This is a genomic window from Dehalococcoidia bacterium (assembly GCA_041649635.1).
Lineage (GTDB): Bacteria > Chloroflexota > Dehalococcoidia > E44-bin15 > E44-bin15 > JAYEHL01.
The window spans coordinates 1-26,296 of the sequence record JBAZMV010000001.1 but is presented as its reverse complement, the minus strand read 5'-3'; the positions used below and the strand labels follow the sequence as shown (position 1 = coordinate 26,296).

At 48.8% G+C, this 26,296-nt stretch carries 25 protein-coding genes and 2 tRNA genes; 19 read left to right on the top strand and 8 right to left on the bottom strand.

Annotation, left to right across the window (positions count from 1 at the left end; all coding sequences use genetic code 11):
• The first annotated feature begins 220 nt into the window (after positions 1-220).
• From WC562_00135 to WC562_00080, 12 genes are all read left to right on the top strand, one after another.
• Positions 221-1,039, top strand: a complete 819-nt coding sequence (locus WC562_00135; protein ID MFA5054574.1) for a formate/nitrite transporter family protein — start codon at positions 221-223, stop codon at positions 1,037-1,039.
• A gap of 71 nt (positions 1,040-1,110) precedes the next feature.
• Complete coding sequence (gene fdhF, locus WC562_00130) at positions 1,111-3,138, top strand: formate dehydrogenase subunit alpha (GenBank protein ID MFA5054573.1); 2,028 nt, start codon at positions 1,111-1,113, stop codon at positions 3,136-3,138.
• A 3-nt stretch (positions 3,139-3,141) separates the two neighbouring features.
• A complete protein-coding gene (locus WC562_00125; GenBank protein MFA5054572.1) occupies positions 3,142-4,170 on the top strand; it encodes a 4Fe-4S dicluster domain-containing protein in 1,029 nt (342 codons plus the stop codon).
• On the top strand, positions 4,167-5,000 hold the full coding sequence (locus WC562_00120; protein ID MFA5054571.1) for an FAD/NAD(P)-binding protein: 834 nt from the start codon (positions 4,167-4,169) through the stop codon (positions 4,998-5,000). Before WC562_00125 ends, WC562_00120 begins: the two co-directional genes overlap by 4 nt.
• An 85-nt stretch (positions 5,001-5,085) precedes the next feature.
• Entirely contained in the window at positions 5,086-5,553 is a 468-nt protein-coding gene (locus WC562_00115) for a cyclic nucleotide-binding domain-containing protein (protein MFA5054570.1), read from the top strand.
• Between the two features lie 193 nt (positions 5,554-5,746).
• Positions 5,747-6,088 (top strand): hydrogenase maturation nickel metallochaperone HypA, encoded by a 342-nt coding sequence (gene hypA / locus WC562_00110; GenBank protein MFA5054569.1) that lies wholly within the window; start codon positions 5,747-5,749, stop codon positions 6,086-6,088.
• 1 nt (position 6,089) lies between these two features.
• The gene (hypB, locus tag WC562_00105; protein ID MFA5054568.1) at positions 6,090-6,758 is read left to right on the top strand and encodes a hydrogenase nickel incorporation protein HypB; all 669 of its coding nucleotides are present in this window, start codon (positions 6,090-6,092) and stop codon (positions 6,756-6,758) included.
• A 132-nt stretch (positions 6,759-6,890) separates the two neighbouring features.
• Positions 6,891-7,199 (top strand): hypothetical protein, encoded by a 309-nt coding sequence (locus WC562_00100; protein ID MFA5054567.1) that lies wholly within the window; start codon positions 6,891-6,893, stop codon positions 7,197-7,199.
• A 159-nt stretch (positions 7,200-7,358) separates the two neighbouring features.
• Positions 7,359-8,042: an ABC transporter ATP-binding protein gene (locus tag WC562_00095; protein ID MFA5054566.1), complete on the top strand. Its 684-nt coding sequence runs from the start codon at positions 7,359-7,361 to the stop codon at positions 8,040-8,042.
• Positions 8,039-9,247 carry an ABC transporter permease gene (locus WC562_00090; GenBank protein MFA5054565.1) on the top strand — a complete coding sequence of 403 codons (1,209 nt, stop codon included), beginning with the start codon at positions 8,039-8,041 and terminating at the stop codon, positions 9,245-9,247. Before WC562_00095 ends, WC562_00090 begins: the two co-directional genes overlap by 4 nt.
• 32 nt (positions 9,248-9,279) lie before the next feature.
• A complete protein-coding gene (locus WC562_00085) occupies positions 9,280-9,450 on the top strand; it encodes a hypothetical protein (protein MFA5054564.1) in 171 nt (56 codons plus the stop codon).
• Between the two features lie 105 nt (positions 9,451-9,555).
• Positions 9,556-9,630: transfer RNA gene (locus WC562_00080), tRNA-Gly, on the top strand.
• A gap of 79 nt (positions 9,631-9,709) precedes the next feature.
• On the opposite strand, the gene WC562_00075 is transcribed toward WC562_00080, so the two are convergent.
• Positions 9,710-12,154, bottom strand: coding sequence for an AAA family ATPase (locus tag WC562_00075; GenBank protein ID MFA5054563.1), 2,445 nt, complete (start codon positions 12,152-12,154; stop codon positions 9,710-9,712).
• A gap of 350 nt (positions 12,155-12,504) precedes the next feature.
• Here WC562_00075 and WC562_00070 point away from each other — a divergent pair, with 350 nt between their 5' ends.
• Positions 12,505-14,616 (top strand): MFS transporter, encoded by a 2,112-nt coding sequence (locus WC562_00070; GenBank protein MFA5054562.1) that lies wholly within the window; start codon positions 12,505-12,507, stop codon positions 14,614-14,616.
• Between the two features lie 96 nt (positions 14,617-14,712).
• Here WC562_00070 and WC562_00065 read toward each other — a convergent pair whose 3' ends face one another.
• On the bottom strand, positions 14,713-16,419 hold the full coding sequence (locus tag WC562_00065) for an HD domain-containing phosphohydrolase (GenBank protein ID MFA5054561.1): 1,707 nt from the start codon (positions 16,417-16,419) through the stop codon (positions 14,713-14,715).
• Between the two features lie 100 nt (positions 16,420-16,519).
• Positions 16,520-17,680: an NAD(P)/FAD-dependent oxidoreductase gene (locus tag WC562_00060; GenBank protein MFA5054560.1), complete on the bottom strand. Its 1,161-nt coding sequence runs from the start codon at positions 17,678-17,680 to the stop codon at positions 16,520-16,522.
• A 146-nt stretch (positions 17,681-17,826) separates the two neighbouring features.
• Here WC562_00060 and WC562_00055 point away from each other — a divergent pair, with 146 nt between their 5' ends.
• A complete protein-coding gene (locus tag WC562_00055; protein MFA5054559.1) occupies positions 17,827-18,294 on the top strand; it encodes an HIT domain-containing protein in 468 nt (155 codons plus the stop codon).
• A 92-nt stretch (positions 18,295-18,386) separates the two neighbouring features.
• Positions 18,387-18,459, top strand: a tRNA-His gene (locus tag WC562_00050).
• A gap of 304 nt (positions 18,460-18,763) precedes the next feature.
• Here WC562_00050 and WC562_00045 read toward each other — a convergent pair.
• Entirely contained in the window at positions 18,764-18,961 is a 198-nt protein-coding gene (locus WC562_00045) for a helix-turn-helix domain-containing protein (protein ID MFA5054558.1), read from the bottom strand.
• A 214-nt stretch (positions 18,962-19,175) separates the two neighbouring features.
• On the opposite strand from WC562_00045, the gene WC562_00040 reads away from it, so the two are divergent.
• Complete coding sequence (locus tag WC562_00040; GenBank protein MFA5054557.1) at positions 19,176-20,618, top strand: hypothetical protein; 1,443 nt, start codon at positions 19,176-19,178, stop codon at positions 20,616-20,618.
• A gap of 18 nt (positions 20,619-20,636) precedes the next feature.
• The gene (locus WC562_00035) at positions 20,637-21,227 is read left to right on the top strand and encodes a hypothetical protein (GenBank protein MFA5054556.1); all 591 of its coding nucleotides are present in this window, start codon (positions 20,637-20,639) and stop codon (positions 21,225-21,227) included.
• A gap of 350 nt (positions 21,228-21,577) precedes the next feature.
• Here the strand turns inward: WC562_00035 and WC562_00030 are convergent, their stop codons facing one another.
• Together WC562_00030 and WC562_00025 are read right to left on the bottom strand one after the other, a co-directional pair.
• Positions 21,578-22,444 (bottom strand): hypothetical protein, encoded by an 867-nt coding sequence (locus tag WC562_00030; GenBank protein ID MFA5054555.1) that lies wholly within the window; start codon positions 22,442-22,444, stop codon positions 21,578-21,580.
• A gap of 284 nt (positions 22,445-22,728) precedes the next feature.
• Positions 22,729-23,886, bottom strand: a complete 1,158-nt coding sequence (locus WC562_00025; GenBank protein MFA5054554.1) for a hypothetical protein — start codon at positions 23,884-23,886, stop codon at positions 22,729-22,731.
• A gap of 79 nt (positions 23,887-23,965) precedes the next feature.
• Between WC562_00025 and WC562_00020 the strand changes: the two genes are divergently transcribed.
• Positions 23,966-24,184: a hypothetical protein gene (locus WC562_00020; protein MFA5054553.1), complete on the top strand. Its 219-nt coding sequence runs from the start codon at positions 23,966-23,968 to the stop codon at positions 24,182-24,184.
• A gap of 120 nt (positions 24,185-24,304) precedes the next feature.
• Here the strand turns inward: WC562_00020 and WC562_00015 are convergent, their stop codons facing one another.
• Together WC562_00015 and WC562_00010 are read right to left on the bottom strand one after the other, a co-directional pair.
• Complete coding sequence (locus tag WC562_00015) at positions 24,305-24,676, bottom strand: zinc ribbon domain-containing protein (protein MFA5054552.1); 372 nt, start codon at positions 24,674-24,676, stop codon at positions 24,305-24,307.
• Between the two features lie 15 nt (positions 24,677-24,691).
• Positions 24,692-25,324 carry a zinc ribbon domain-containing protein gene (locus WC562_00010; GenBank protein MFA5054551.1) on the bottom strand — a complete coding sequence of 211 codons (633 nt, stop codon included), beginning with the start codon at positions 25,322-25,324 and terminating at the stop codon, positions 24,692-24,694.
• Between the two features lie 153 nt (positions 25,325-25,477).
• Between WC562_00010 and WC562_00005 the strand changes: the two genes are divergently transcribed.
• Positions 25,478-25,678 carry a helix-turn-helix domain-containing protein gene (locus tag WC562_00005; GenBank protein ID MFA5054550.1) on the top strand — a complete coding sequence of 67 codons (201 nt, stop codon included), beginning with the start codon at positions 25,478-25,480 and terminating at the stop codon, positions 25,676-25,678.
• Positions 25,679-26,296 lie beyond the last annotated feature (618 nt).

The following is a 26,296-nucleotide window of genomic DNA, read 5'->3' as shown; positions in this document are numbered from 1 at the left end:
GTGAAATAAATAACAATCCCAAATATACGACTTGGTGGAAATGCAGACGAAAAAAATAAGTCCCGCATTTTGCCGGGTCGTATTTGCTATAGGGTTGAAAGGAGGGGCAGGACGGGAAAACAATTAAAGAACTGGCGTTGTAGAATATGCCAGGTAATTGGGAATAAGTTACCGAATAAATCATTAGGAATCACAAAATATTAAATGAAAGGAGAGCTTAATGCCATTCAAATCACCTAAAGAGATCGCAGAGGCGGCGTGTTCTGCAGGTACTGCGAAAACACAGCTCCCCTGGGGCAAGATGCTGGTGCTCGGCATTCTGGCCGGTGCTTACATCGCTTTCGGGGCGCAGCTTGCGGTTACGGCTGCCGCCGGCGATTGGGCTACAAATCTAGGCATGCCGGGTATTCAAAAATTCATCTTCGGCGGCGTGTTCCCTGTAGGACTCATGTTGGTGGTCATTGCCGGGTCGGAGCTTTTCACCGGCAACTGTGCCATACCCGTGCTTTCATGCATGAGCGGCAAAGCTAAAATCGGAGGCTTGCTGAAAAACTGGTTCTTCGTTTACATCGGCAACTTTATCGGCGCCTTGATCGTAGCTTATTTACTGGCGCATATGACTGGACTATTTGCGGCATCACCCTGGCATGAGTACATCGGTACTATCGCGAGCAAGAAAGTCTCCCTGGGCTGGGACCAGGCATTTCTGCGCGGCATAGGTTGTAACTGGCTGGTTTGTCTTGCAGTGTGGATGGCCATCAGCAGCGACAGCATCATAGGCAAGGTATGGGCCATATGGTGGCCAATCATGGCTTTCGTTGCTCTCGGTTACGAACACAGCGTGGCCAACATGTTCTTTATCCCGGCCGGTATTTTTGAAGGCGCAGCTGTTACCTGGGGCGACTTCATCGTGAAAAACCTCATCCCGGTTACCCTTGGTAATATCGTAGGCGCTGCGGTTTTTGTATCCGGTGCATACTGGTATGTATACATGAGAACCGGTAAACAAAAGGCACAGCAGCCGCCAGCGGCAAAGTAGATTGGTTAAGCCTCTGCCATATTAGATAGGGCGATTTTTTATGGCAGAGGCTTTCTTAAAGGAGGCAGGTTTTGGAAAGGGTCTTAACCACCTGCGAGTTTTGCGGGTGCGGTTGTAACTTTTATCTCGGGGTGGAAGGCGGCAGGGTGGCTGCGGTTTATCCTAGTACCTCACATGATGTAAGCCACGGCAAGTTGTGCATCAAGGGATGGCAGGGTCACGAATATATTCACAGCCCGGAACGGCTGACGACGCCTCTCATCAGACAGGGCGATAATTTCAAGGAAGCGTCGTGGGATGAAGCCTATAAGCTGATTGCAACAAAACTCGACAAGATCAAGAAAGAATCAGGCAGCGATTCCATCGCCGTTCTCACATCCGCGAAATGCACTAACGAAGAAAACTATCTTTTACAGAAGTTCACACGTGCCGTTATCGGCACGAACAACATCGACCATTGCGCCCGTCTTTGACACTCTTCCACTGTGGCCGGTCTGGCCACAACATTTGGAAGCGGCGCAATGACCAACTCCATTAATGAGATCGGCGAAGCCGAAGTAATCCTTGCTATCGGCTCCAACACTACAGAACAGCACCCGCTGGTTTCGCATCAGATAATTAAGGCGGTTAAAAAGGGCACAAAGCTTATAGTGGCCGATCCGAGAAAAACACAGGTGGCTAAACTAGCCGGGTTATACATGAGCCTCAAGCCCGGTTCGGATGTGGCCTTGCTCAACGGTATGATGAACTACATCATCTCCGAAGGTTTATATGATAAGCAGTTCGTCGAGACGCGCACGGAGGGGTTTGAGGAGCTAAAGAAAGCAGTATCTGATTGCACTCCGCAGAAGGCTTCCGAGATCACCGGCATACCTGTCGGCGACATTATAAGTGCGGCTAAAACGTATGCAGGGAGCAAGAAGAGCTCAATAATTTATTGCATGGGTGTTACTCAGCATGTAACAGGCGTTGATAATGTTATGTCATGCGCCAACCTGGCGATGCTGACCGGTAACGTTGGCAAGCCCTCAACAGGAGTGAATCCGCTGCGCGGACAGAGTAATGTCCAGGGTGCCTGCGACATGGGCGGCCTGCCCAACGTTTTCACCGGTTATCAGGCAGTCAATAACGACGAGCTCCGCCAGAAGTTCGAAAAAGTCTGGGGAGTAACGCTATCCCCCAAGCCTGGATTCACCGCTACTCAGATGATAGAGTGCGCGGCGGACGGTCGGCTGAAAGCCATGTACATTATGGGAGAGAATCCCATGGTGTCAGATCCCGACAGTAATCATACTGAGCACGCATTAAAGAAATTAGAGTTTCTTGTAGTACAGGATATATTCTTAACGGAAACGGCAAAGCTGGCTCACGTAGTATTACCGGGGGTCTCGCCTGCCGAGAAGGATGGCACATTCAGCAATACCGAGAGAAGGGTGCAAAGGATCAGAAAGGCTATCGATCCCATCGGTAACAGCAGGCCGGACTGGCAGATCATATGTGAGCTTTCCAGACAGATGGGTTACAAGATGGATTACGCATCTCCAGAGGAAATCATGAAGGAGATTGCTAAACTGACTCCGTCGTATGGCGGCATAACCTACAGCCGGTTGGAGAACGGCGGTCTGGCCTGGCCGTGTCCGACGACAGAACATCCTGGGACTCCCTATCTTCATAAGGATAAATTCGCGCGCGGTCTGGGTAAATTCATGCCTATAACGTACAAACAGCCGGCGGAATTGCCGGACGGCGAGTATCCGTTCATGCTCACAACGGGGCGCACCGGATTCCACTATCATACCGGCACGATGACGAGAAGGGTTCCGATACTGGACAGGGAAGTGCCGGGAAGCTATGTGGAAATAAGCAAGAGTGACGCTACAAAGCTTGGAATAAGAAACGGCGCGATGACGAAAGTATCATCGAGAAGAGGCCAGATAGTAGTTAAAGCTAAGGTCGTCGATACAATTCAGGAAGGGCTGGTTTTCATTCCTTTCCACTTCGCGGAAGCTGCAGCTAATAGACTTACCGCCGCCAATCTGGACCCGGTGGCCAAGATACCGGAATACAAAGTATGCGCGGTTAAGCTGGAGAGGAATTAGACAATGAGCGAGATGAAGATTATAAGCAAAGGCAATCTGGCCGATTTCCTGAAGGCTTTGAACGGCGACCGTGAGGTCATAGTGTCGTCCATCGAAAACGGCACCCTCATAATGGGCAACATGGGTTCCGTTAAGATGGAGACAGGTTTCAACGGGCGGCCGTTGATTCCTCCCAAGGAATACTTCTTCCCGCAGCGCGAGAAGATATTTACTTTCAACGCCAAGGATCCAAAGAAGGTAGACATCGTGGCTCATACCAACGACGCCAAGCGCGTGATATGGGGTTTGCGCCCCTGCGACCTTTACGGTATCAAGACCCTGGACGAGATATACATGTCCAACTACGTGGATACCTACTATAAGGCGCGGCGGGACAATACCGTACTTATGGGGCTTAACTGCAACGAGCCCTGCGATACGTGCTTCTGCGATTCAACTAAGACGGGTCCTTTCGCTAGTGAAGCGTTCGATGTTATGTTCACTGACCTCGGAGACAAATACCTGGTGAACATCGGGAGCGATAAAGGCAAGAAGGCAATCGAAAAGGGCTCGAAGCTGTTCGGCGCCGCTACCGATGCCGACAAGGCGAAGGCGGCCGATCTGGAGAAGAAGAGCAAGGGCGCTTTTAAGCGCTCGGTGCGCTCGGCCGAGGCCAAGAAGAAGCTGCCGGGTTCGTGGGACGACAAACTGTGGTCGGAGGAGTCCCTGCCCTGTATCCTCTGCGGCGGCTGTAACTTTGTATGTCCCACCTGTCACTGCTTCAATATAGAGGACATCAATGAAGGCGACGGCGTCAGCACCAGGGTTCGCTACTGGGACAGCTGCCAGCTCGGCGGCTTCACCCAGATGGCGGCGGAAAATACACGGGAACATCAGTCGGAAAGGCTGCGCCAGAGGATATTCCACAAATGCGTATATACTCCGGACAAGTATAACGGAGTGCCCGGCTGCACCGGCTGCGGGCGATGCATAGAGGTGTGTCCCGCCGATATAGACATCACCCATATCCTGGGGAGGGTTACATCGAAATGACTGAGAACATTTATGCTCCTCATTTGATAACTATAAAAAAGATACGTGACGAAGCCGAAAACATTAAGACATTCACCCTGGAGTTCAACGAGCCGGAGATGCGCAAGTCATTTGCCTATCGTCCCGGCCAGTTCGGCGAGGTCACCATATTCGGCGTCGGCGAGGCCCCTATCTCCATCACTTCGTCGCCGTCGATGAAAGGCTATCTGGAATTGAGCGTAGCCGGAGTTGGCAAAGTTAGCCGCGCCATGCACCAGAAAAAGGAAGGCGACGTCATCGGTTTCAGGGGCCCTTACGGCAATACCTTCCCGTTCGATGAAGTAGCCGGCAAGGATATCCTGTTCGTGGCCGGCGGCATCGGTCTGGCGCCTCTGCGCTCGCTGATCAATCAGATGTTCGCCGAGAGGGAGAAATTCAAGAAGATAAGCATTCTCTACGGCTGCAGGTATCCCAAGATGATGTGCTTCATGGACGACCTCGATAGATGGGGCAAGGTGCCCAACAGCGAGGTTCTGCGCACCGTGGATACCGATCCGGAGAAGAATTGGTGCGAGAACATCGGCGTGGTCGGCTCGCTGCTGTCCAAGATCAACATCGACCTGAAGAACACCGTGGCTTTTGTCTGCGGCCCGCCGATAATGATACACTTCGTTATCCTGGACCTGCTGAAGCTGGGCTTCGCCGGGGACAAGATAATCACGACTATGGAGCGAAGGATGGAGTGCGGCCTGGGCAAATGCGGCCACTGCAACATCGGTGAAAAATACGTGTGTTTTGACGGACCGGTGTACTCTTATCAGCAATTAAAAGAACTGGGTGAAGAGATTTAAATGGAGTACAGGCTAAAGTTTAGTCTATGATATGTTGATGATATCGATGAAGTCGATATCCGATATATAGAATTGGAGGGAAATGGTGGAAAAGTTAGGAGTACTAAAAAAAGCTACTGAGTACTGGGTTAAAGCTGATGTACTGCCGAAGGCTAACAAAGGACTGCTTGAGAAGTTAGCGAGTTTGTGTACACTGAAGACATATGAAGCTGGGGAGATTATAGCCAAGGAAGGGAAAAAAGCTAACAATCTGTATTTAATTGCGGAAGGTACGGCATCGATTATTGTAGGACTTGGAAAGACCTACGAACGGCAGATACAAACCGCTTCTAAGTTCGAACTAGTTGGCTGGTCGGCGGTGGTTCCGCCATATTCATATAAAGGTTCAGTTAGGGTTGAAAAGAAGTTAACCGCGCTGGTCTTTAACGGACAAGCTTTACGCGATTTATCCCAAAACGATCCTGTTTTGGGCTGTGTAGTTTATCAATGGATTACTAGCGCACTTTCCCAGAGGCTGCATAACGCGTTTTTACAGCTTACGAATGTTACTTAATCGTTTTTATCAGGGGTGAATTCAGAAGGATAAAGTTACAAGTATAGTTGAATGTAAGATGCGACTTATTTAAAAGGTAAGTTGAAATGGGGGGAAGCATAAGTGCTTCCCCCTTACTTTTTTATCAGGTAAAATGAAACGATGTGCGACCAACATGGTCTCAGTTAATTTGGAAATTGTGTAGTGATGGAATATGCATGAATTAGCAATAACCCAGGGCCTGATAGACCTCGTTCTGGAGCACGCCAGGAAGTCCGGGGCTAAGAAGGTTTTGAGAGTCAATGTGGTCGCCGGAGAACTAAGCGGCTATGTCGATGAATGTATGCAGTTCTATTATGAGCAGCTCAGCAAAGGGACCATCGCCGAGGACGCTAAACTGTTTTTCAAACGCGTGCCTACTCAGGGTCGCTGCCGCGACTGCGGCCACGAGTTCACAATCAAGAAACTGGACTGGATATGCCCGGAATGCCATAAAAAAAACGTTCAGCTTTTAAAGGGCATGGAGTTGTTCGTGGAAAGCATTGAGGTGGACTGACATGGAAATCAAGGTTTTAAAGGATATACTCAGCGCCAACGACCGTATCGCACTTGAGAACAGAAAACTGCTCGATAGCAAAAACGTACTTGCGATTAATGTAATGGCCTCTCCGGGGGCGGGTAAAACGAGCGTGATTTTGCAGACCATCGCCAGCCTTAAGGACAAAATAAGGATCGGGGTCATCGAAGGCGATGTCAGCTCCAGCGTGGACGCGGACAGAATAGCTCAGGAGAACGTGCCGGTACTGCAGATTAACACCGGCGGAGAATGTCACCTTGATGCAAACATGATAAAGCGTGCTCTCAATGAGATTCCGCTTGACGATATCGATGTTCTGTTTATCGAGAACATAGGCAATCTCATCTGCACCGCCGAATTCAAGATAGGCGCGCATAAGAACCTCGTCATCGCCAGCGTTCCTGAGGGCGACGACAAACCGTTGAAGTATCCGTTGATGTTCACCATAGCCGATGTCATTCTGGTGAACAAGATCGATCTGCTGCCATATTCCAAATTTGACACCGAAGCGTATAGAAAATCGGTGACTGGACTTAATGACAAAGTGGAGATTTTTGAGATATCCTGCGCCACGGGACAGGGGCTGGAAGAGTGGCTGGGGTGGGTCAGGCATACGGCGGCGGAAATTGCCAGCAGTGACAGTCTATGAAGCTTCGTGTCAAAACAGCGATACTCTAACGACAATCACCCCGAAAAGTAGTATAATGTTCCTCCATCAGAGAGTCTTTATCATGCGTGCAACACATATTGATGCTCTGCATCTCAGGAGAGGGGTGATACGATGTATAAGATCAAGGTTACGAAACAGGATGCGCAGAAATTCTTGGCCGACGTTCCTGAAAAAAATACGTTTTGGTGTTGCGATGGGCGCATATTCAGGAATATGAGTGAACTGGCCGACGGACTTGAGACTATGTCGGATGAGACCTTTTTCTATCATTCAAACGATGAGAAGCATGACTTCAGCAACTGGCTTAATGAAGTCATCGAGGATGAGAAGCTGGGAAGAGATCTGTCACGACCGCTCACGCGGCGTGAAGCGGCGAAGCGCGTGAACGACAGGGTCACACTGTTGAATTTGAAATTATAGAGATTTTGTCTTTAGACGCGTCTTCTTCTAATGGAGCAGGGCTCTTTGTGGCTTCAAACGTTTTGTTTTTATTAAAGTATCGAACTTGTTATCGTTCACCCCAGACATTAAAATATCCCCGGGTGCCCCCCGACAATCATAGAGCGGTACAGTAAGTAGATGATCAAAGTACAAAAGCTGACTAAAACCTATAACATGGGTAAAGTGAAGGTTAAAGCGCTGGATGGCGTCTCCTTCAATGTTGTGAATGGCGATATGCTTGCTATCATGGGCAAAAGCGGCTCGGGGAAATCGACGCTTCTCAGGCAGATGGGGCTGCTGGACCTTCCGACAACGGGGAGGATATTCCTCGGTCGATATGATGTGACACGACTCGCTGAGAGCGAGAGAGCCCGGCTGCGTCTGAAATATCTGGGCTACGTTTTCCAGGAGTATGCCCTTCTTGGCGAACTGACCGCGCATCAGAACGTGTATTTACCCGGCATGATGCTGAACCACAAAGGTAAAGACTACAAGAAACGCGCTGTCGAGTTATTGAAGCTGGTGGGCCTGGGCAAAAGAGTCAGCCATTATCCTAAAGAGCTGTCCGGGGGTGAGCAGCAGCGGGTGGCCATCGCCCGGGCTTTAATCAACAGCCCAAAGGTTCTTCTGGCCGACGAGCCCTGTGCCAATCTGGATACCATCTCCAGCGGCAGGGTTATGGAAACGCTGGCCAGGCTGAATCAGGATATGAAAATCACCATCGTCTTCGTGTCCCATGATCCCGGAGACAGGCAGTACGCCCGGCATATTCTGACGCTGGGAGACGGCAAGGTCATCGCGCGTGACGGTGGAACGGCATGATCAGATCGCTGAAAGTGGCCTGCCTGCTGGCTTTCACCTCGGTTACTAAGGGCAATTTCAGGATAGCCCTGCTCACTATGCTTATTCTTATTCTTGTGGCTCTAAATTTACTCTTTGTGCCCGGTCTGCTCGACGGGCTGGTGTGGGGGGCGAACGATAAGCTGGTCAATACGCATACGGGCGATCTCCTTATAGAACCGGATGGAGCCAGCCACTACATTCCCGATGTCGATTGGCTCATGGCGGAGGTCGAGAAGATAGAAGGCGTTGAGGCGGCCGCAGCAAGGAATTATCTGGGCGCTGAGATTGATTCTGAAGGTAAATATGTTGGTGCTGCTGTCTATGGGGTTGATCCGGATACGGAAAGAGCCGTTTTTACTATCGCCGACTATATTATAGAGGGAAGCTATCTGGATGAGGATGATATCGATACTATAGTTCTCGGCGTTCAGCTTGCCGGTGCTGATAGAACGGATTTGGAGCTATACGCCAGGTCGCTTCAGAATGTGCATGCAGGAGATGTAGTAAAAGTTGCCTATGCCGATGGTATAGAGAAGGAATATACGGTTAAAGGCATTTTCCACACGGAGTTTATTCAAACGGACCTGCAAGCCTTTATATCCGAAGAGGAGTTCAATACTCTTGCCCCGCTACTGGCGAATAATGCCAGCACCATACATATCAGGACTACTGAAGATGCCGATGTCGGCTCAATAACTGATCAGATATTGAATATAAGGAACGGCCTTAAGGTCATGACATGGGAAGACTATGCCGGCCTCGTTCACAGCATGACGTCAAGCTTTAAGATCATTGAAGTAATCATGAATGCGGTGAACCTGCTTGTGGCCGGCATCACAATTTTTATCATAACTTATATCGATGTGGCGCACAGGAGACGGCAGATAGGCATCCAGCGGGCTATCGGTATAACTCCCGCCTCTATCACGATGTCGTACGTGATACGAGCCATATTCTATGCCATCGTCGCGCTGGCGCTGGCCATGCTGATTTACAAGTTCGGAATAATACCATTGGAAGCGCACTACCCGTTCCATTTCCCGTTCGGCGACGTCTTCTTAAGGATAATACCGTTTGTGTTAGTCCGCACCGCCTTGCTGCTATTCGTCGTCTCCATAATTTCCGCGTTGTTGCCCGTGCACGGAGCGATGAGGACAAAGATAATCGATGCCATATGGGGATGATTTGTGTAATCCGATAGAAGGACGAAATTAAGATGATTGAAAAAAAGTGTCCTAAATGCGGCGAGTCTCTGGTCTACAATGAGAAGACGGGATTGTACAGGTGCAAGAACGGCAAATGCGGTCGTGTGTATACCCACACTGCACTAAGAAGGCGAAAGATTGGAAATTACAGAGAGGTTGGAAGGAAGAGGATTGTATATTAGTCCGGGTGCCGGCGATAGGATTGAGATAATAAACTAGCAGTTACTTAGATTAGGGTTGTATTTTTGACACGGCTTGTGATTAAGTATAAAATAGCTACGTGTTTCGCGGGAGTAACTCAGTGGTAGAGTTCCTGCCTTCCAAGCAGGGTGTCGCGGGTTCGAGCCCCGTCTCCCGCTCCAATACAACCGAGATTCAGGTAATACATAATAGTCGACCCGCTTAAGAATTGTCTATCGTGTGGGAACTCAGTTTCGGTTATTAGGCTTTTCCTTCCGACTTATCTTCAGAAGTCAGTTTCTTCAACTTCTCCGTCATGCCCTTGAGCTTCTTATCGACCAGATAGTTTATCGTTCCTTTTGGATATGTGCCGTCTTTTTTCCTGACGCCGGACGGCAAACCGGTGAGTATTTCCATACCCTCGTCAACGGTCTTCGCCGTATAGATGTGGAATTTGCCGTCTTTCACCGTCTGCACTACATCCTCTTTCAGCATCAGGTTCCTTATGTTCTGGCCGGGGATGAGCACGCCCTGTTCCCCTGTGAGTCCCTGCGCCTGGCACACGCGGAAAAAGCCCTCGATTTTTAGGTTGACGCCGCCGATGGGTTGTATCTGTCCCTTCTGGTTTACCGAGCCGGTGACCGCTATCCCCTGGCGTATCGGCACTTCGGCAATGCTGGAGAGAATCGCATACAGCTCGGCAGATGAGGCGCTGTCACCGTCAACACCTTCGTAAGACTGTTCGAAGCACAGGCTGGCGGAGAGCGACAGCGGCTTATCCTGGGCGTATCGCCAGCCGAGGTAGCCGCTTAGGATCATGACGCCTTTATTGTGAATCGGGCCGCTCATCTCCGATTCTCGCTCTATGTTGATTACGCCGCCGCGTCCCATGAAGGTGCTTGCGGTTATCCGCGAAGGCTTGCCGAAGGCGATATCCCCCAGAGAATAGATGCTGAGCCCGTTCACCTGCCCTGTCTCTTCGCCGGCGATATCTATCATTATCTCGCCGCGGTTTATCATATCCCTGATTTTTTCGTCGGCGAGATTGTGTCTGAATATCCTTTCTTCAATGGCTTTCGCTACGTGCTTATCGGTGATGAGTTTGTCCCCGTCGCGGGAGGCCCAGTAATCGGATTCCTGTATCAACTGCTTAATAAACGCGAATCGCGATGACATTTTCTCCTGATCGGACACCATCCGCGACGAGTATTCTATCATCCTGGCTACTCCGGCCGGATCAAAATGCTTCGTGCCGCACTCCTCGCAGCAGACGGCGATGAAGGCGGCGTAGTCTTTCATATTCTTCTCGGTTTTATCGATCTCATAATCAAAATCGGCCTTGACCCGGAATATCTCCCAGAAGTCTTCGTCATGCATGGACAGCAGGTGATATATAAAAGATTCACCTATAAGTATGATCTTTATTTTCACGGGCATCGGTTCCGGCCTCATGCCCTGAGGCGCGAAGAGACCGAACTGCTCGAACGGGTCTTCTATGCGCACCTCCCTGTTCTTTATCGCACGCTTGAGGGCGAACCAAGCGATGGAGTTAATTGCTATGTCATAGGCGCTGAGCAGGAGGTAGCCGCCGTTGGCCTTGCTCAACGCGCCCGGTTTTATCATGGTGTGGTCGCTTACGTAGCCGCCAAGAAGGAAACGCCTTTCTATCATGCCGAACAGGTTACCGAAATTAGGATTGGATTCGATCACGACCGGCGGCCCCTTGACCTCGCTGTTATCTACAAAGACGTTGACCTGGAAAGGAAGGAAGGGATTCTTGCCTGTGGCCGCCTGGTTCACCGGCATCCCAAGCACAGTAGGCGCCGGCTCCTCCCCATCCTTGAATAAATCAATATTGTCGAGCGTGTATCTTTTTAACTCGTAGAGGAACTTGCTTATCTTTGACTGCTCCTGATACGTGATCAGCAGCATGTTGATCAGCCGCGAAATAGTGAACTCTCCTATGTCCTTATCCAGTTTCTGCAGGCGCTCCGCGGTCTGTTTCTGTAAATCAGCGACCTGCTCGATGCCGGACTGCAGCTTCTTTATGAGTTCGTCATGCTTATTATTCAGCTCTTTCTTGGCGTTTTCTGAAAGTGCGTTGAACTGCTTTTCCTCCATGGGGTGGCCGTTTACCGTCGGGATCAGCGTCGGGCCGGCGGGGCCTACTTTCAGAGCGAAATCCTGCTGGCGCGCCTCCTCGGACACGCTCTCGAACACCTGTTTCTGCAGGGTCTGGCTTTCCTCCATGACCTTTTCTTTTTGTTCCTTGTACTCATCGCTGGTGAAAGCCCTCCTCATCTCCTTACGAGCCCTGTTCAATAACTGGTTCATGTCATCGCGGAATTCCTTGCCTTTGCCCTGCGGCAGGCTCACTATTTGGGGCTGGTCCGGCTCTCTGAAATTGTACAGGTAGCACCAGTCCTCGATAACAGGCATTTCGCCCCTAGTTTCCTTCTCTTCTATAAGTTTCTCGATATAGGTCTTAACCATTGTTGTCTTGCCGGTGCCGGTAAGTCCGGCGACATAGATGTTGTAGCCGTCATCGCTCATGTTCAACCCGAACTCTATGGCCTTGGCGGCGCGCTCCTGGCCTATAAATTCGCCGAGCGGAGAAAGCTCTTTAGTGCATTCGAATTCAAATATTCCGGGGTCGCATTTCCAGCGCAGTTTTTCAACAGGCACTTCATATTGCTTTGGTTTCAATTTATCCCTCCTGTCGAATCATTGATACGTAACGGATGTATAGCGGGCGATGTTTTTGAGGTTGTTCCTAATTTAAACATGGATTTGAAAAACTTACAATATACGCTGCGTCGGGAGGTCGCTGGCCGGTTCGGTGCGGTTAGTAGTTAAATAAGGGGTATGGGGGAATCTGGAAATAGAAACAGTCAGTGATTATCAGATGTCGACATTATGTGTCGCTGTATTGTAACAGTATTTGAAAAGTTTAAGGTTTTTGTTTACGATATCTTAATCCGTTCATGATGTGAGTGAGAGAGTGAATAGCCTATCCGGTGTTTTGTGGTACTCTTTACGTTTGAGAAGGTAAAATATTGTTCAAGATAATAGGATTTCTAAAACCGAGTCCTTCTATATCCGAGGCCGAGCAGGCTTCAGGTTTAAAGTGGCTTTCCTGGGAGGGAATGGCCTCGCTTGGCTTCAGCAGCATAACCACCAGCGGTTTCCTAACGGCTTACGCTCTTGCGCTGGGTGCGAATAACCTCCAGATAGGTATTCTGGTTGCGCTCCCTTTCTTGGGCGGCGTGCTGCAAATCCCAACAATACTTCTTGTCGAACGTGTCAGACAGCGAAAGCTGATAGCCGTTATAACCTGGTTCATCGCTCAATTACTGTGGATACCTATAGCTTTGATACCCTTCTATCTCAAGGTTCCCGGCGCTCCCGGGATTTCTGTACTTCTGGCTATTATGGCGGCAAGAAGCATACTTCAAGCTGTAACCAACGGCGCCTGGCATAGCTGGGTAAGGGATCTTGTGCCGCAGCAGATAATGGGCTCGTTTTTCGCTCGACGTTTTAAATACGCCACGGTTGTGGCGATGATATTCGGCGTGGGAGCCGCTCTGTTTGTGGACTACTGGAAGAGCAATGCGGCGCCGGGGACGGAAGCAACAGGTTACGTATATCCGCTGATACTCGGCGCTGTGACTCTGGGTATCGCCAGCCCGTTGATGATGGCGAAAATGCCGGAGCCGTTGATGGAATCGACACAGGGGCAGAACCAGTCGATTAGAAATCTGCTTACAATACCTTATAGAAACCGTAATTACCGCTATTTGTTGCTTTTCCTTTTACTATGGGGGTTCTGCCTGAACCTGGCCGTGCCGTTTTTCACCGTGTATATGCTGGTAAGATTGGAGTTGCCTGTATCCGCGGTCATAGGTTTCAGCGCGCTTAGCCAGATATTCACAATCCTGTTCTATCGCGTCTGGGGCCAGTATGCGGATCGTTATGGGAGCAAGTCTGTTATGGCGGTGTGCGCGTCCCTGTATCTTCTGGTGATATTCGGCTGGACTTTTACAACCATGCCTGACAGATATTTCCTGACCATACCATTATTGGTTGTGTTGCACATAATGGCAGGTATAGCCTCTTCAGGTGTGACCCTGACTACCGGCACGCTCGGTATGAAACTGGCGCCAAAGGGGCAGGCCACGGCATATCTTACCACGGCTGCTGTAGCCACAAGCCTCGGAACAGGTTTGGGGCCTCTGCTCGGCGGGCCTATCGCCGACTTCTTCAGTTCCCGCCAGCTTGGCCTCGTCTTTTCGTGGACCGACCCCTCCGGCGTATTGCAGATGTCGGCATTCCATCTTACAGGCTTTGACTTTCTTTTCGCGATAGCTTTTGTGCTGGGCCTTATGGTGTTGGGACTGTTGACCATGTTGCGTGAGGAAGGAGAGGTTGACCGCGACGTGGTTCTTGATGCTCTGGTAAGCCCGTTACGCCGGTTTACGAAGCCGCTGGGATCTACAGCCAGCCTGAGTTTTCTGTCGCAGTTTCCGTTTGGGTATATAAGAAAAGTTCCTTTACCCGGGCTGGATGTTGCTATAGGGGTGACGGCGCATCAGCTCGCCGAAGCTGCGAGTATGGCGGTAATTGCCGTAAAGCATGGCAGGAGAGGGGCAGCAAAGATATCCGGGGCACTGGAAAAGTTGCTCATAGGTTTATTAGGAACGGAGCAAGCGTCAGGTGTAAATGTCACAGAGATATCGCAGCATGCCGCCCGCGGCGCCATGCGTGCTGTAGAACAGACCAACCTTGATGCCGGGGAGGTGGCTCGTCAGACCGTAGTTGGAATTGCCAGTGCATTGCATAAGCAGGGCGGTGAGGAAAATGTAGCTGAAGCGCTGCGCGGTGCCGCGTATGGCATGGTGCAGGGAGCCAGTGAAACGGGAGCGCAATTGGAAACGGCGGTTTCTGAAGCAGTAGAGGCGGCTAAGGAAGTAGCACAGCAGACTGGGATAGATCAGGACGTAGCTGTAAGCCAGGTTGTGATAGGGGCGATAGAGGCGGCTAAGGATATCGGAAAGGAACCGCTCGAGGAAATCAAGTCCTCTCTCTCCAAGGAGACAATAGCTAAGGCAATCGCCGGTATGGAATCGGAAACGGAGAAAACGAAAGAGGTTGAGAATGGGTTGACCTAGAGTGGTAATTTGACGGTCGATTTATTCGCATAATAAATCATCTGGCATGAATCGGATCATATATCTTAACTTTGTAGAGTGTTTAAAAGGGATTTATTACTTAAGAATATGCAGGAGCGCGGTCACAATTAACGGGTCCCATTGCTTCCCGGCCTGGCCTCTCAATGTCTTGACAGCTTCATCGCTGCTCATGGCATGACGGTACGGTCTCTCTGATATCATCGCGATATAGGCATCGGCTACCGCCAGGATGCGGGCTTCAACGGGGATATCGTTGCCTTTTATCTGCTTAGGGTAGCCGCTGCCGTCGTAATTCTCATGTTTGTTCTCAAGAATAGTTACTACTCCGCTCAGCGAATCAGGTACGCGCAGCAGTTCCAGCGATTTCAACTGTTGCGCCTGCAACCTGGCTTTCTCCTCATCATTAAGAGGTCCCGGCTTATTTAGTATCTCTTCAGGAACGTTGGCTTTTCCCAATCCAAGTAATCCCGCCGCTGACTCCAGTTGCCGGATTTTATCCTCGCTGAGCTTCAATTCTGATGCTATCTTCTTACAAAGATCCGTAACTCTTTCCGAATGACCGATCGTGTACTGCTCGCGCGATTCAGCAAGAAGCACAACAGTCTTAGCGATGTCCATGAATGAACTGTCAAGTAGGTCCTTATTCTTTTCGAGCAGATCGGCCTTTTCCGCAAGTTGTTTATTAGCTGATTCAAGGTTCTCCTGATGCCGTTTCAGCTCCGTGTAAATGCGGTAGAATTCCATCCTGTTAGCTATCTGAATGCTGATTTCCTGCAGTATGCTCTGATCCCTGGCGTTGAATGCGTTTGGTTTTCGGCTGGCCACGGTCAGGTATCCGAATATCGAGTTTTGTGAATAGAGTGGTATATAGACAACGGATCGCATGCCTTCTTTTGCATAGATATCGTCCGTAGAGAACTGTATGCCTGCGGACAAATCATTCTGGATATAGAGCTTTTTGTTTTTTATGAGCCAGCTGATAGGGGAAGCTCCCTGAGGCAATTTGAATCCCGCCACTATCTGGCTCTTTGTTGCCGAATGTGCCGCGCTATATAAGATGATATCGTTTTCGACCAGCGCAATGCTGGCATGAGCGAAGTCAAGTATCTGTTTGATCCCGTATGCTATAGTTTCAAAAATCTGATTCAGATTGAAGCTGGAGCCGGTGAACATGGTCATGGCGCTCATGAGATCGAGCCGTTTGCTAATCTTAGCGATATCTCTTTTCAGAACAATGTTTTCTATGGATGAGGCGGTCTGCTTGCCTATGAACTCGAAAAGCTTGTTATCCTCCGTGGATATCTTTCGGGGAGAATTGTATCCGATGAACATCATGCCTAAGACGCTGTTTTTCTGAATTAGAGGTTGCGCAATAAGCATATTGATGCCATCGCGCAACACAGTTTTCATGATATTCGCGTAAGTGTTTTCCGAGAGCGTCTCTTCCAGCAGCGACGCCTGATTATCCCAGCGCAGCAGTTTTTTATATTCGCCTTCCGATATTTGAATTCTCTGGAGTTCGTTCATAAACTTATCCGTTATGCCGAGGTGCGCCTGCATCGAGAATAGCATCGTGCTTGCGTCATATACATAGATAACTACGGCATTGGATTTCACTATGATATGTATATCGTCTACATATCTATCCAGCATGTCGCTCATTTCTGTCGAGGACAATGCTTCTATGAAGCCGCCGGCTATCGCGGCGGCATCGTCGGGCGGGATATTGATGTTGCGGGCGGGGCTATTCAATTCAACATCGCGTTCTTTGTCTTCGTTCATTTCAAAAATCACGGCCTTATCTTATCAGAAACTATATACCGCATACAAACTATTATTTGTAAATTGTGTTGAATATTATGTCGACTGTAAGCGTGTAGCATCAAGACTTAAATATACGTGGCACTGAGTTTCTTATGAACTCGGAAAAGGCTCTGCCGTGCCAGTCAAACGAAATGTCTTCAGACTCATTGATTATCTCGTGGAGACCTTTTTTCAGTGAAAGGCCGAACAGATTGTCTATCAGGCGGTTGCTGAGCTTTTCATAGATACGGCGCGCGATGTAACCATTGCGCAGTTCTTGCCCGATCTCTTTTTGCCATTCCTTCTGATAGGCGGACAGCGACCCTTCAGAAAAATCGTTTTCCGCAAAAGCTGTCCTCAGCACATCGGAGGCGATCTGAGCGCAGATCATGCCGTAGTACACTCCTCCCCCACTGGTAGGCTTCACCTGGCCCGCCGCGTCCCCTGCCACGATAACTCGTTCATAATAAGTCTTGTTCAGCGGCTTAAGCGGTATTGCGCCGTGCGTGATTTCCACTTCGGACGATGTAATTCGACCTCTGTCGTAAAGCGTTTGCAGGAATCTACTCAGGTGCTTCTTTGGCGCCTTGCGTGAGAATAAGCCGGCAAGAGCCCGCTGCGGCGATGTCGGCACCAGCCATGCGAAAAAGCCTGGCGCCAGGTCCTGGTCGAAGTATATCTCGATTTCTTCAAGTTCGCTGCTTTCTTTGATCGTTACTTCGGCCTGGGCTCCCGTGATGAAGTCCCTGTATTTCTCCAGCCCGAGCTTTTGAGTAAGTTTGGAATAGAAGCCGCTGGCGATTATGGCCGTTCGGCTTTCGAACGTTTTGCCTTTGTCGATAGATAACCTCACTCGATCGCTTGTGATTTCGATTCCGGTAACCTTATTCGACGTGAAATATTTTGCGCCATGTGACGCTGCGCTATCGGCCAGCATACGATCGAACGCGCTGCGGTCTACGATGTAGGTCTGCGGCCTTTCGCTGTGCAGGCGTATCAATCTACCTGACGGGCTGAATAATTTCGCCGAACGCGCTTCTCGCAGAACGGACTCTGTCGATAGGTGAAACCGCTCGAAGCACTCAACCCCTATGATACCGGTGCATTGCATTGGTTCGCCGAAGTGCTCATGCTCCTCCATTATGGCCACATTAAAGCCGCCGCCCGCGAGCAGTTGCGCGGCATAGCTTCCGACTGGCCCGGCTCCGATTACTATAGTATCGAATAATTCGCTATTCATATCGCTACGCGGCTCATTATAGCATAGCGCCTATTGTGTTGAACCTGGTACGGTTGTGTGCTAGAATCTCAACATTAAATTGAAACGGTTATGGCGAGGGCTGGCAATTGGAAATAATCTGGACGCCATGGAGATTGAGGTATATTTTGCAGGCTAAATCATCCGAGAAAATCGAAGAATGCATACTGTGCGAAAAGGTAAGATGTCCCGCAGACGACAGGAATAACTATGTTCTTTACCGCGGGCGTTATTGCTATATAATGCTGAACCTTTATCCGTATACCAATGGTCATGTCATGGTTATCCCCTATCGACATGAGGGCGATCTGACGAAGCTGGATGATGAGTCGCTGCGGGAGATGGGCACCCTCACCAGGGCGTCCGTGGCCGCGCTGGAACGCCTCATGCAGCCCACCGGGTTTAATATCGGCATGAACGTAGGCCGCGTGGCTGGCGCCGGCATCAGCGAACACGTTCATATGCACGTGGTGCCGAGATGGTCCGGAGACTCCAACTTCATGACGGTGCTGGGCGGGACGAGGATGATACCTGAGGACCTGGACTCGACCTATACCAAATTAATGCCGCTGCTTATCGAAGAAGTGTCGAAATAATGGTGTTCGACGTTTTTTCACGTCCACGATTGTTCTAATCTTTGCCGAATATGGTATGGCTGATGTCGTTGTGCTAAAATGTTCACTGCATGGTGGGCGTAGCCGAGTGGTTAAGGCGCCAGGTTGTGGCCCTGGAGATCGAGGGTTCGACCCCCTCCGCTCACCCTTTTTACTTATCGTTCGATTATCGACTTCTAGTGTGAACTTGCGCCCGTAGCTCAGCGGATTAGAGCATCGGTCTTCGGAACTAGCGATGAATATGTTATAGACTGATTTTACGTATAAATAAGTTCTTCATGTTGTGTACTAAAAGAACGTTTCGTATCTAGGCATGCCTCCAGGCACCAGGGGCTGACAACTCGTGTATTAGCAAAATATTAGCAAAAAGGTTCAAGATTCTTCTACTGCCTTTACTAATAGCGCCGCTGCCAGTTCTCTTTAACCTGTGACTATGTCCACAAGTTGTTCTCTAGTGCTCTTTCACCCAGTTGATAAGGTCTTCCTTAAGAAACACCCTCTTATTGCCTATCTTATGAGAAGGCAATCCTTCCTTCATTAACTTGTACACAGTCTGATGACTGACGCCTAGAAACTCTTGCGTCTCAGTAAAGTTGAAGAATATTCGCTCGACTACAACCTCTTTCTTAATATTCTTCGATCTTCCCATTTGTTAACTCCAGTTCGAACTTTGACGTAATTTTAGTTGGATGTCTATGATTAGGCACATATAGATTATAATAGATTATAATTGACACTAATCAGCAGTTATGTTATAGTTCTCAACACTAATCTTCAATGCCAACAGGCCTACCGGAGCGCACATCGTAAGAAAGCATCCTTTAATCGCAAATAATTTGCAAAGAAATGTAGGAGGAACTAACATGGAACTCGAAAGACTTCGCCTGAGACCACAGGAACAAAAGATGCTGGAAGATATGGGGCTGAATACCGTCGAGAAGGTATCACTGTGCTGGCGGGATGACCTCGGCCTGGGCAAGAGGAAGGGCGACGATATCATAACCAGGGCCAGGAACATACTCGCCTACGATCGTATCATCGCAGTAGATACGGACAGTTGCGACTGCGGCATTGATATCATGCTATCCGACACGACAAAGCCAACCATCAGTGCCGTCGAACACGTTCTCGGCATATGGAGCGAAGACCTTCTGCGCACGGTAGATGACAAGAGAAAGTCTCTCAGTATCTCCGCTCCCCACCCAGGTCCCTGCTCGGCATGCGGAGCGGCTTCCACGCACATATGCAGGATATGTCGTGTGAGCCTGTGCGACGAATGTCGGCCCAAACACGCACACTTCCAGTCTATAGAAACGCGTTATCTCGACGAGATGTTCGCACTGGTGAAGGAAAGAGCGCAGTCATTCGTTCCCATGCCGAAGGAGAAGCGCGCCGACGCAGAATCGGCTCCCAGCCGTAAAGTCATGGATATCGCCATTGAGAAGGGGTTTAGCGGATTCGCGGAAGGTTTCTTCGCGGAGTTATACGGCAACGAGGTTATGAAGAAATCCCTCGCATGTGCCCTTTTCTCTACTCCTCAAGAACCGGTGCATGTTCTTGTCGTGGGCGACCCTGCGGGAGGAAAGACCCTGGCCAGGGACATCATGGTCAGAGGACTGGGCGCGGATGTCGAGCTCGTGGGGGCCAACGCGACACGCGCCGGCCTAGTGTGCAGCCTGTCAACCGGCCAGCTCGGCGTTCTCGCCTACGCCGATGGCAAAGTGGTCCTGGCGGACGAATTCGACAAGATACCGGACCAGGATGTGGAATACTGTTATGAACTGCTGTCCAACGGCAAGTGCAGCGTTCACTCGGCGCGGATGCATGAAACGATAGAATCCCAATTTATCATGATTGCGTTTGCCAATCCGGTAAATACCGTGTTTATCAATGAGCCGGTGCAGGAGATCGGTTTGCCTCCCATACTACTCAGCCGTTTTGCGCTGATCGTAAAAGCCGATGAACTGGACGAATCCTACAGGAAGGAACTCATAAAAAAGAAGCTGCTGGGGTACGCATCCGACCTTGATTCCACCGGGGGTTATATTTCCTGGCTGCGCGAAGGACGGAAACACATTCCCAAATTGATGGTGTCGGATGAAGAAATCGATTCTTATGTGAGCAGGGTTAACGGTATTATCGAGCGGTTTATCAACTCACCGCTGCGTAGAGACAATAGAACGGCGGATTACGCCAAGAGGGTGGCGATGTCCATTGCCAGGGCTAATTTCTCGGATATCGACGGAAGGACACTGGAAGAAGCGGCGGGTCTGATAGAAGCATCCATCGCAACGTGGTACGCATGATGATGAAAGGAGTAGCTCATGGCAATACACAATACATTTGAATGCAGCAGCTGCGGTTATACGGTGCGCACATCGGGCCCATGGGAATTCTACAGGGACGAATCCGGACAGCGCCAACCTTACGGCCATCCCAGAGCAGGCCCGATGATGACGCGCAAATCGATAATGAAGATTAGGGACAAGACTAGGCGGCGTGAAATGCTAACACAATTCGAGTCCTGGTTGAAAAGGCAGCCGTCTAGCACTGTTAACGGCTTTTCGGAAAACCTCTACTGTCGCCAGTGCGATGAGGTGAGATATGCGGTCATATATGAATTCGAACACCCCGGTGATGTTGATATAGCCTGGAATGAACTTGCGGACTACAGGTGGAGGCGGGCCATCAGAAACTGGTTTAGAGCAAAACCGAATGGCCTGCGGAATATTTGCCGGTGGGTCCGTGCCATGCCAGGGCCGCAGGACAGTATAGCCGCCAGAAAGTGGGACGGACGGCGACTAGACCCTATTTGCCCGACATGCGGAACGGCACTGATTAAGACCCTCCATGAATTGCCCTGTCCGCGATGCAAGGAAGGTGTGTTCCAACGAACCCACTGCGGCGATAGTTGATGAAATCAAAGTAATGCTAGCTTTCGTTTAGTTACCTGGAACAAAAGGTTCAATCCAAATACTACTATATAAAACAGTTCTGTTAATTTGACGAGACGTTCATTCTGTTATTGAAACTCTCAAACAGCAAAAAGGGATTATTTCCCTCGGGGGCTCCTCCCCTTGGGATACGTTGTAATTTCTACACAAAACCGGGTTTCTATAAAAAATAAACGACAAGGTAAACGATATAGTAAACTATGCAGTAAACTGCATTGAACATACCAAACTTTTGTTCAATTCTACTTGGGTGTACCAAAGTGTTTTTTCACGAATAGATCTGCTCCGCATCTGCATGCTTATAAACAGAATCAATGTAGATTCATAACTGCTTCAATTTCACCGGGCAGGAATTTCGTGAATTGGAGAGTAGCGCCCGTTTGCGGGATAATATCTAATGTGAAGTAATCGTAATGTCCCAGGTTATACGACGATATGTCTATGTCGATATCCCGTACCTCATTCGTTGCAAGGATTCCGGTGAATCCGTAGAGTCCGCCGCTAGAGATATTAGTATCTAGACTATTGGCGTCCTGATAGTTCACTACGCAGTAATCAAGATTAACACTCTCGCCATCGAGTACCGTACTAATCTGGAATGAGATATTCGTAGCCTCCTGTGCTGTAATATTACCCAGAGCGTAGATATTGCCAACAACTCTTAATGTTACCTGTGGTGGCTCTAGAGGCGTAGATGTTGGCGTGGGTGTAGGAGTGGGTGTAGCTGTGTTTGTAGGAGTAGCTGTTACTGTTGGTGTTGCTGTGGGTACAATTGTCGGTGTAGCCGTTGAAGTCGGTTCTGCTGATGGCGTTGGTGAAATCAATGGGGTTGCTGTTGGCGTAACCGTTTGTTCAGGCGTTTCTGTCGGAGTGGGCGCAGGTGTATACGTTTCAACGAAGTAGGCCCTCAATAATTTACCTGAACTCATTTCTACAGTGATCGGATTATCGGTGCCTCCGTAATCCCCTTCCCAGTGGCTGAAATCCCAGCCGGAATCGGGTATCGCTGATACTGTAACGGACGTGCCTTCAGTATATGTTCCGGAGGTTGGCGCTACCGTTCCCTGCCCATTTCCGATAGAAGTGTATAACTGATATTTAGTAGTTTCGCAAGCAACGGTGGAAATCAGGACAACGCTTAGAAGTAACGCTGCTATAGATAATCTTACCAGTCTCATCATGTGCTCCCTTTATTCTTCGTGGTATCTGCTGCATAGAAATCCATCATCCTGGAGGCATGCGTCTTTGCAAGATGATAAGTTGCTTTGTCTTTAATGAACTTTCTGAGTTTCCTACACTCTCCGGTTAGCTCACAGCCTTTACAGTATTCCCTGCCCTTCCTACGATTGTAGCATTGAAGTATGCGCTCTATATCAGATTGCTTCGGTTGTTTCATAGCGTTGAAGTTCTATAAGGCATCGCTGGGATAACGGAACAGCTTATACCAATATCTGGAATCTTTTTATGGCTCGGTAATAACCAAGTTGTCAAAGGCAACCTTCGTAAATGTGTCATTTTTCGCATTGGCATCCAAGGAGATACTGCCACTGCTTAAGGCATTATCTGTAACCTGTGCTAATAGATGGCCGTTGACCGAAAAGCTTAGGCTGCTGCCGATGCACTCTATGTGGATTAGGTTAACGGCACCCACACCCTGGTTGATATAGGATGAACTGACAGGTGCACGCAGGAGCACCTGCTCTCCATTAGCGACCTTCTCTATTAAATAGCCCCCTCCGGCGCTAATGCCGAAGCTGTAGTAGTTATAGTCATCTTGTACCCGGCATGACACTGACTGCCAGTTATAGTCGGTGCCGTCAATCAGCCAGGTCTCTATCTCTAGGATAAAATCGCTGAAGGAAAGTTGTATATTGCCCCACATGATGCCATTGTAAAGGGCAGAATCTTCCACATAATAGTATCCGTTCTCGTAGCCAACTTGACCATAAATACCATCATAGATTCTCCAGCCGCTGTTCGGGTCACTGAAGTCATCGGAAAACAGCACTGTTGTAGTAGGTATAGGCGTTGGCGTAGGGGTCGGTGTTGATGTTGGCATTGGTGTAGACGTGGGTGTAGGTGTGTGTGTTGGAGTGAGTGTCGGCGTCGACGTGGGATTTGTGTTATTGATGACAATACAGTCTTCTACATAAACCCAGTAATATCCACTGTAACCCATACAAATACCCTGTATTGTAACTGTATGTCCTATTATTATTGCAGCAACATCGCTTATAGCTTCAGGCTTGAAAGTGCAGTATATCCCAAAATATGAGGGAATATCCGTGCCAAATTTCAGGTAAGTGTCACCTGAGTAGTCTGTCCCGACTTCAGTAGCTATACCAGTTATTGTAAGCAGTTTGTTCTTATATTTAGCGTCTGCGGCTATAGTGTTGCCATATTTATAATCCACCCACAAAACCATAGCATCATCCACTTCTACAGGAGTCATAGTTGGCGTGGGTGTAGCTGCAGGTGTAGGCGTAGGTGTTGGAGCAGACGTATGGGTAGGCGTTGGCGCAGCGGTTGGTGTGGATGTTGCAGTTTGCGTGGGAGTAGGTGTCGCTGTGGAAGTAGGTGCTCCTGTTGAAGTTGGCGCAGATGTTGGAGTAGGTGTAATGCTACCCGTCGGAGTAGAACTGGGGGTAGGGGTTAATTCAGTCGTCGGTGTTGGTTCAGTCGTATAACTAGGAGTTGGTGTGGGTATTGGCTCCTGTGTAGGCTCTATTGTTGGGGCTGCTGTTGCTGTTTTCGGCTGCGGGGTAGGACCGATGTTGCTGCCATTACTGCATCCTATGGCGGCGATTGAGAAAACGAAAGCGATAATTAATCCCAATACCGAGTATTTTTTCACCATGCTTTCCTTATATGCAATCTATCTGGAGCAAATGGAGATGTATAAGTTAGTAACACTTTAATGGCTGAGATAGTGGCTGTCAAGGATAAAGCCTTTGAGCCTATCGGGCTCAAGTTAGAGGAGCATAAAAGTGTTTTTTCACGAATGAATCTATCCCGGATTCAAGAGTTTTGCAAGTAATCTACAATTTCCTCTCTAATTCGTTGTATTTGTTACCGTAATCACTTGCGCCGGCGCAGCATACGATTCCTAGTATGATTGCCACGACACCACCGATAGCAGCGTTGTCTATGAACACTACCTTCACATCAAAAATGTCTACTGTAAATATTCTTTGTAATATAAAGATTATTCCGCCACCGATTAAAAGACCACCAAACAGAGCAAGAGTTATCTCGTTGATTCTTGCTTCCTTCATCTTTGCTTTGATCCGTTTGATTTCATTATTCTGTTCTCGTTCTTGGTTTACAGCTTGGATAAGTGTCTGCCCGCAACTCGGACAATAGTGTTGGTTAGTTTCAATCTTGTTACCGCAGTTAGGACAGTAATTCATGCGCCATCTCCTTTCCTACCAGCTTGCTGTTGCTGAATATACTTTGATCCCTGTAACCCATGACGGATTATTAATTACTAAGTAATATGTATCAGTATTTGTAACGTGGTAGGAAAGGGTTCCGGAGTTACCATTGTCATATGCGGCAGGACTTGAATGCCATCCCCATGTCGAAAAGTAACTATACTGGGTTTCAGTGAGGATATAAATAGAAACGTATCCATCTGCGCTCCAGCTTAGTGAGATAGTTTTACCTGCTGGGATATAGTAAGAATCATAGTTGTAAGAAGGTCCAAATAATGTATGATCCGACAGCAATGTATGTGTTGTCGGCGTATATGTAGGTGTTGGTGGTTGATATGTGTATGTCGGTATCGGCGGTTGATACGTATATGTCGGATACGTTGACTGATAGTAATTTGAAGACGAACTATTGTTTCCGCCAAGTCCTATCACAAGACCGCTGACTACCGCGGCTATGGCAATTACCAATACTATTATAAGTACAGAAATCGTAGCCCAGTATCTGCCATGATGCTTATTGCTCTGTACTTTCTTGGGATTCTGCTGCGGGGGTTTTTGTCCGCAATTAGGACAAAATACATGACCAGGTTCAATCTTGCCGCCGCAGTTCGAGCAGTAACTCATATTGCACCCCCTGTTTGAACAATCCCTCCGATTTGTTGCCCGATTATACCACAAAATATTCCCCACGAGAATATTCCTAGTCAGAATATTATATATCATTACGTTACTATGCAGCGTAATGTGATAGGCGCTAGAGTGCATCAAGCTAGGTATATGTCTTCGCCGAAAATATCGCAGATTGATCTTGTAGCTCGTTTACAAGTTCTTGGATTAAAGATTGAACAATCTGCTATTTCAAAGATAGAGAATGGACAGCGGCCTGTTCTTGATACAGAACTATCATTAATAGCAAAAGCTTTAGGTGTATCTACTGCTTGGCTTTTAGGAGAGACAGATACTCCGAAAAAATCCTAAAAGTTGCATAGAACTAGTCTCCATATTCCGATTTCCATCTTATAAACAATGCTATAAAATACAGGCTCAGATGTTGTTACATTGAACAAAAGATAACATTGTTCAATGAGGTTTACGTCATCGTTTACGATACCGTTTGCCATATCGTTTGCGAAAAGTCCTCCACTCGTAGCATATTATCGTAAATTTGAGACACTGAATACCTGCCGGGAGGGGGTCCCCCCCCTCTTCCGGCTACGGCTTAACACAAAACCCTGTAAAAACGCGATAAAAACTGCAGAAATGCGATATGCCCAGCAGGTATTTTGGCTAAGGAAAACTGAACAATTTGTTTTGAGAATGAACTTGTCGATATAATATTCAATCCCGCCTCCAGCACGCTCAACAAGAAGCCCCTTGACAACCAACCGGGATAAGTTTTATCATACATCCACAAAATAGAACAAATGTTCTATTGGAGGAATCCATGGAGACGCTGACCCCAAAACGCAAACAAATCCTCGACTTCATCGCCGCTTTCATCAGAGACAGGGGCTACGCCCCGTCCGTCAGGGACATCGCCGAAGGGAACGGCCTGGCCTCATCTTCCGTGGCCCATTTCCACCTCAGCATTCTGGA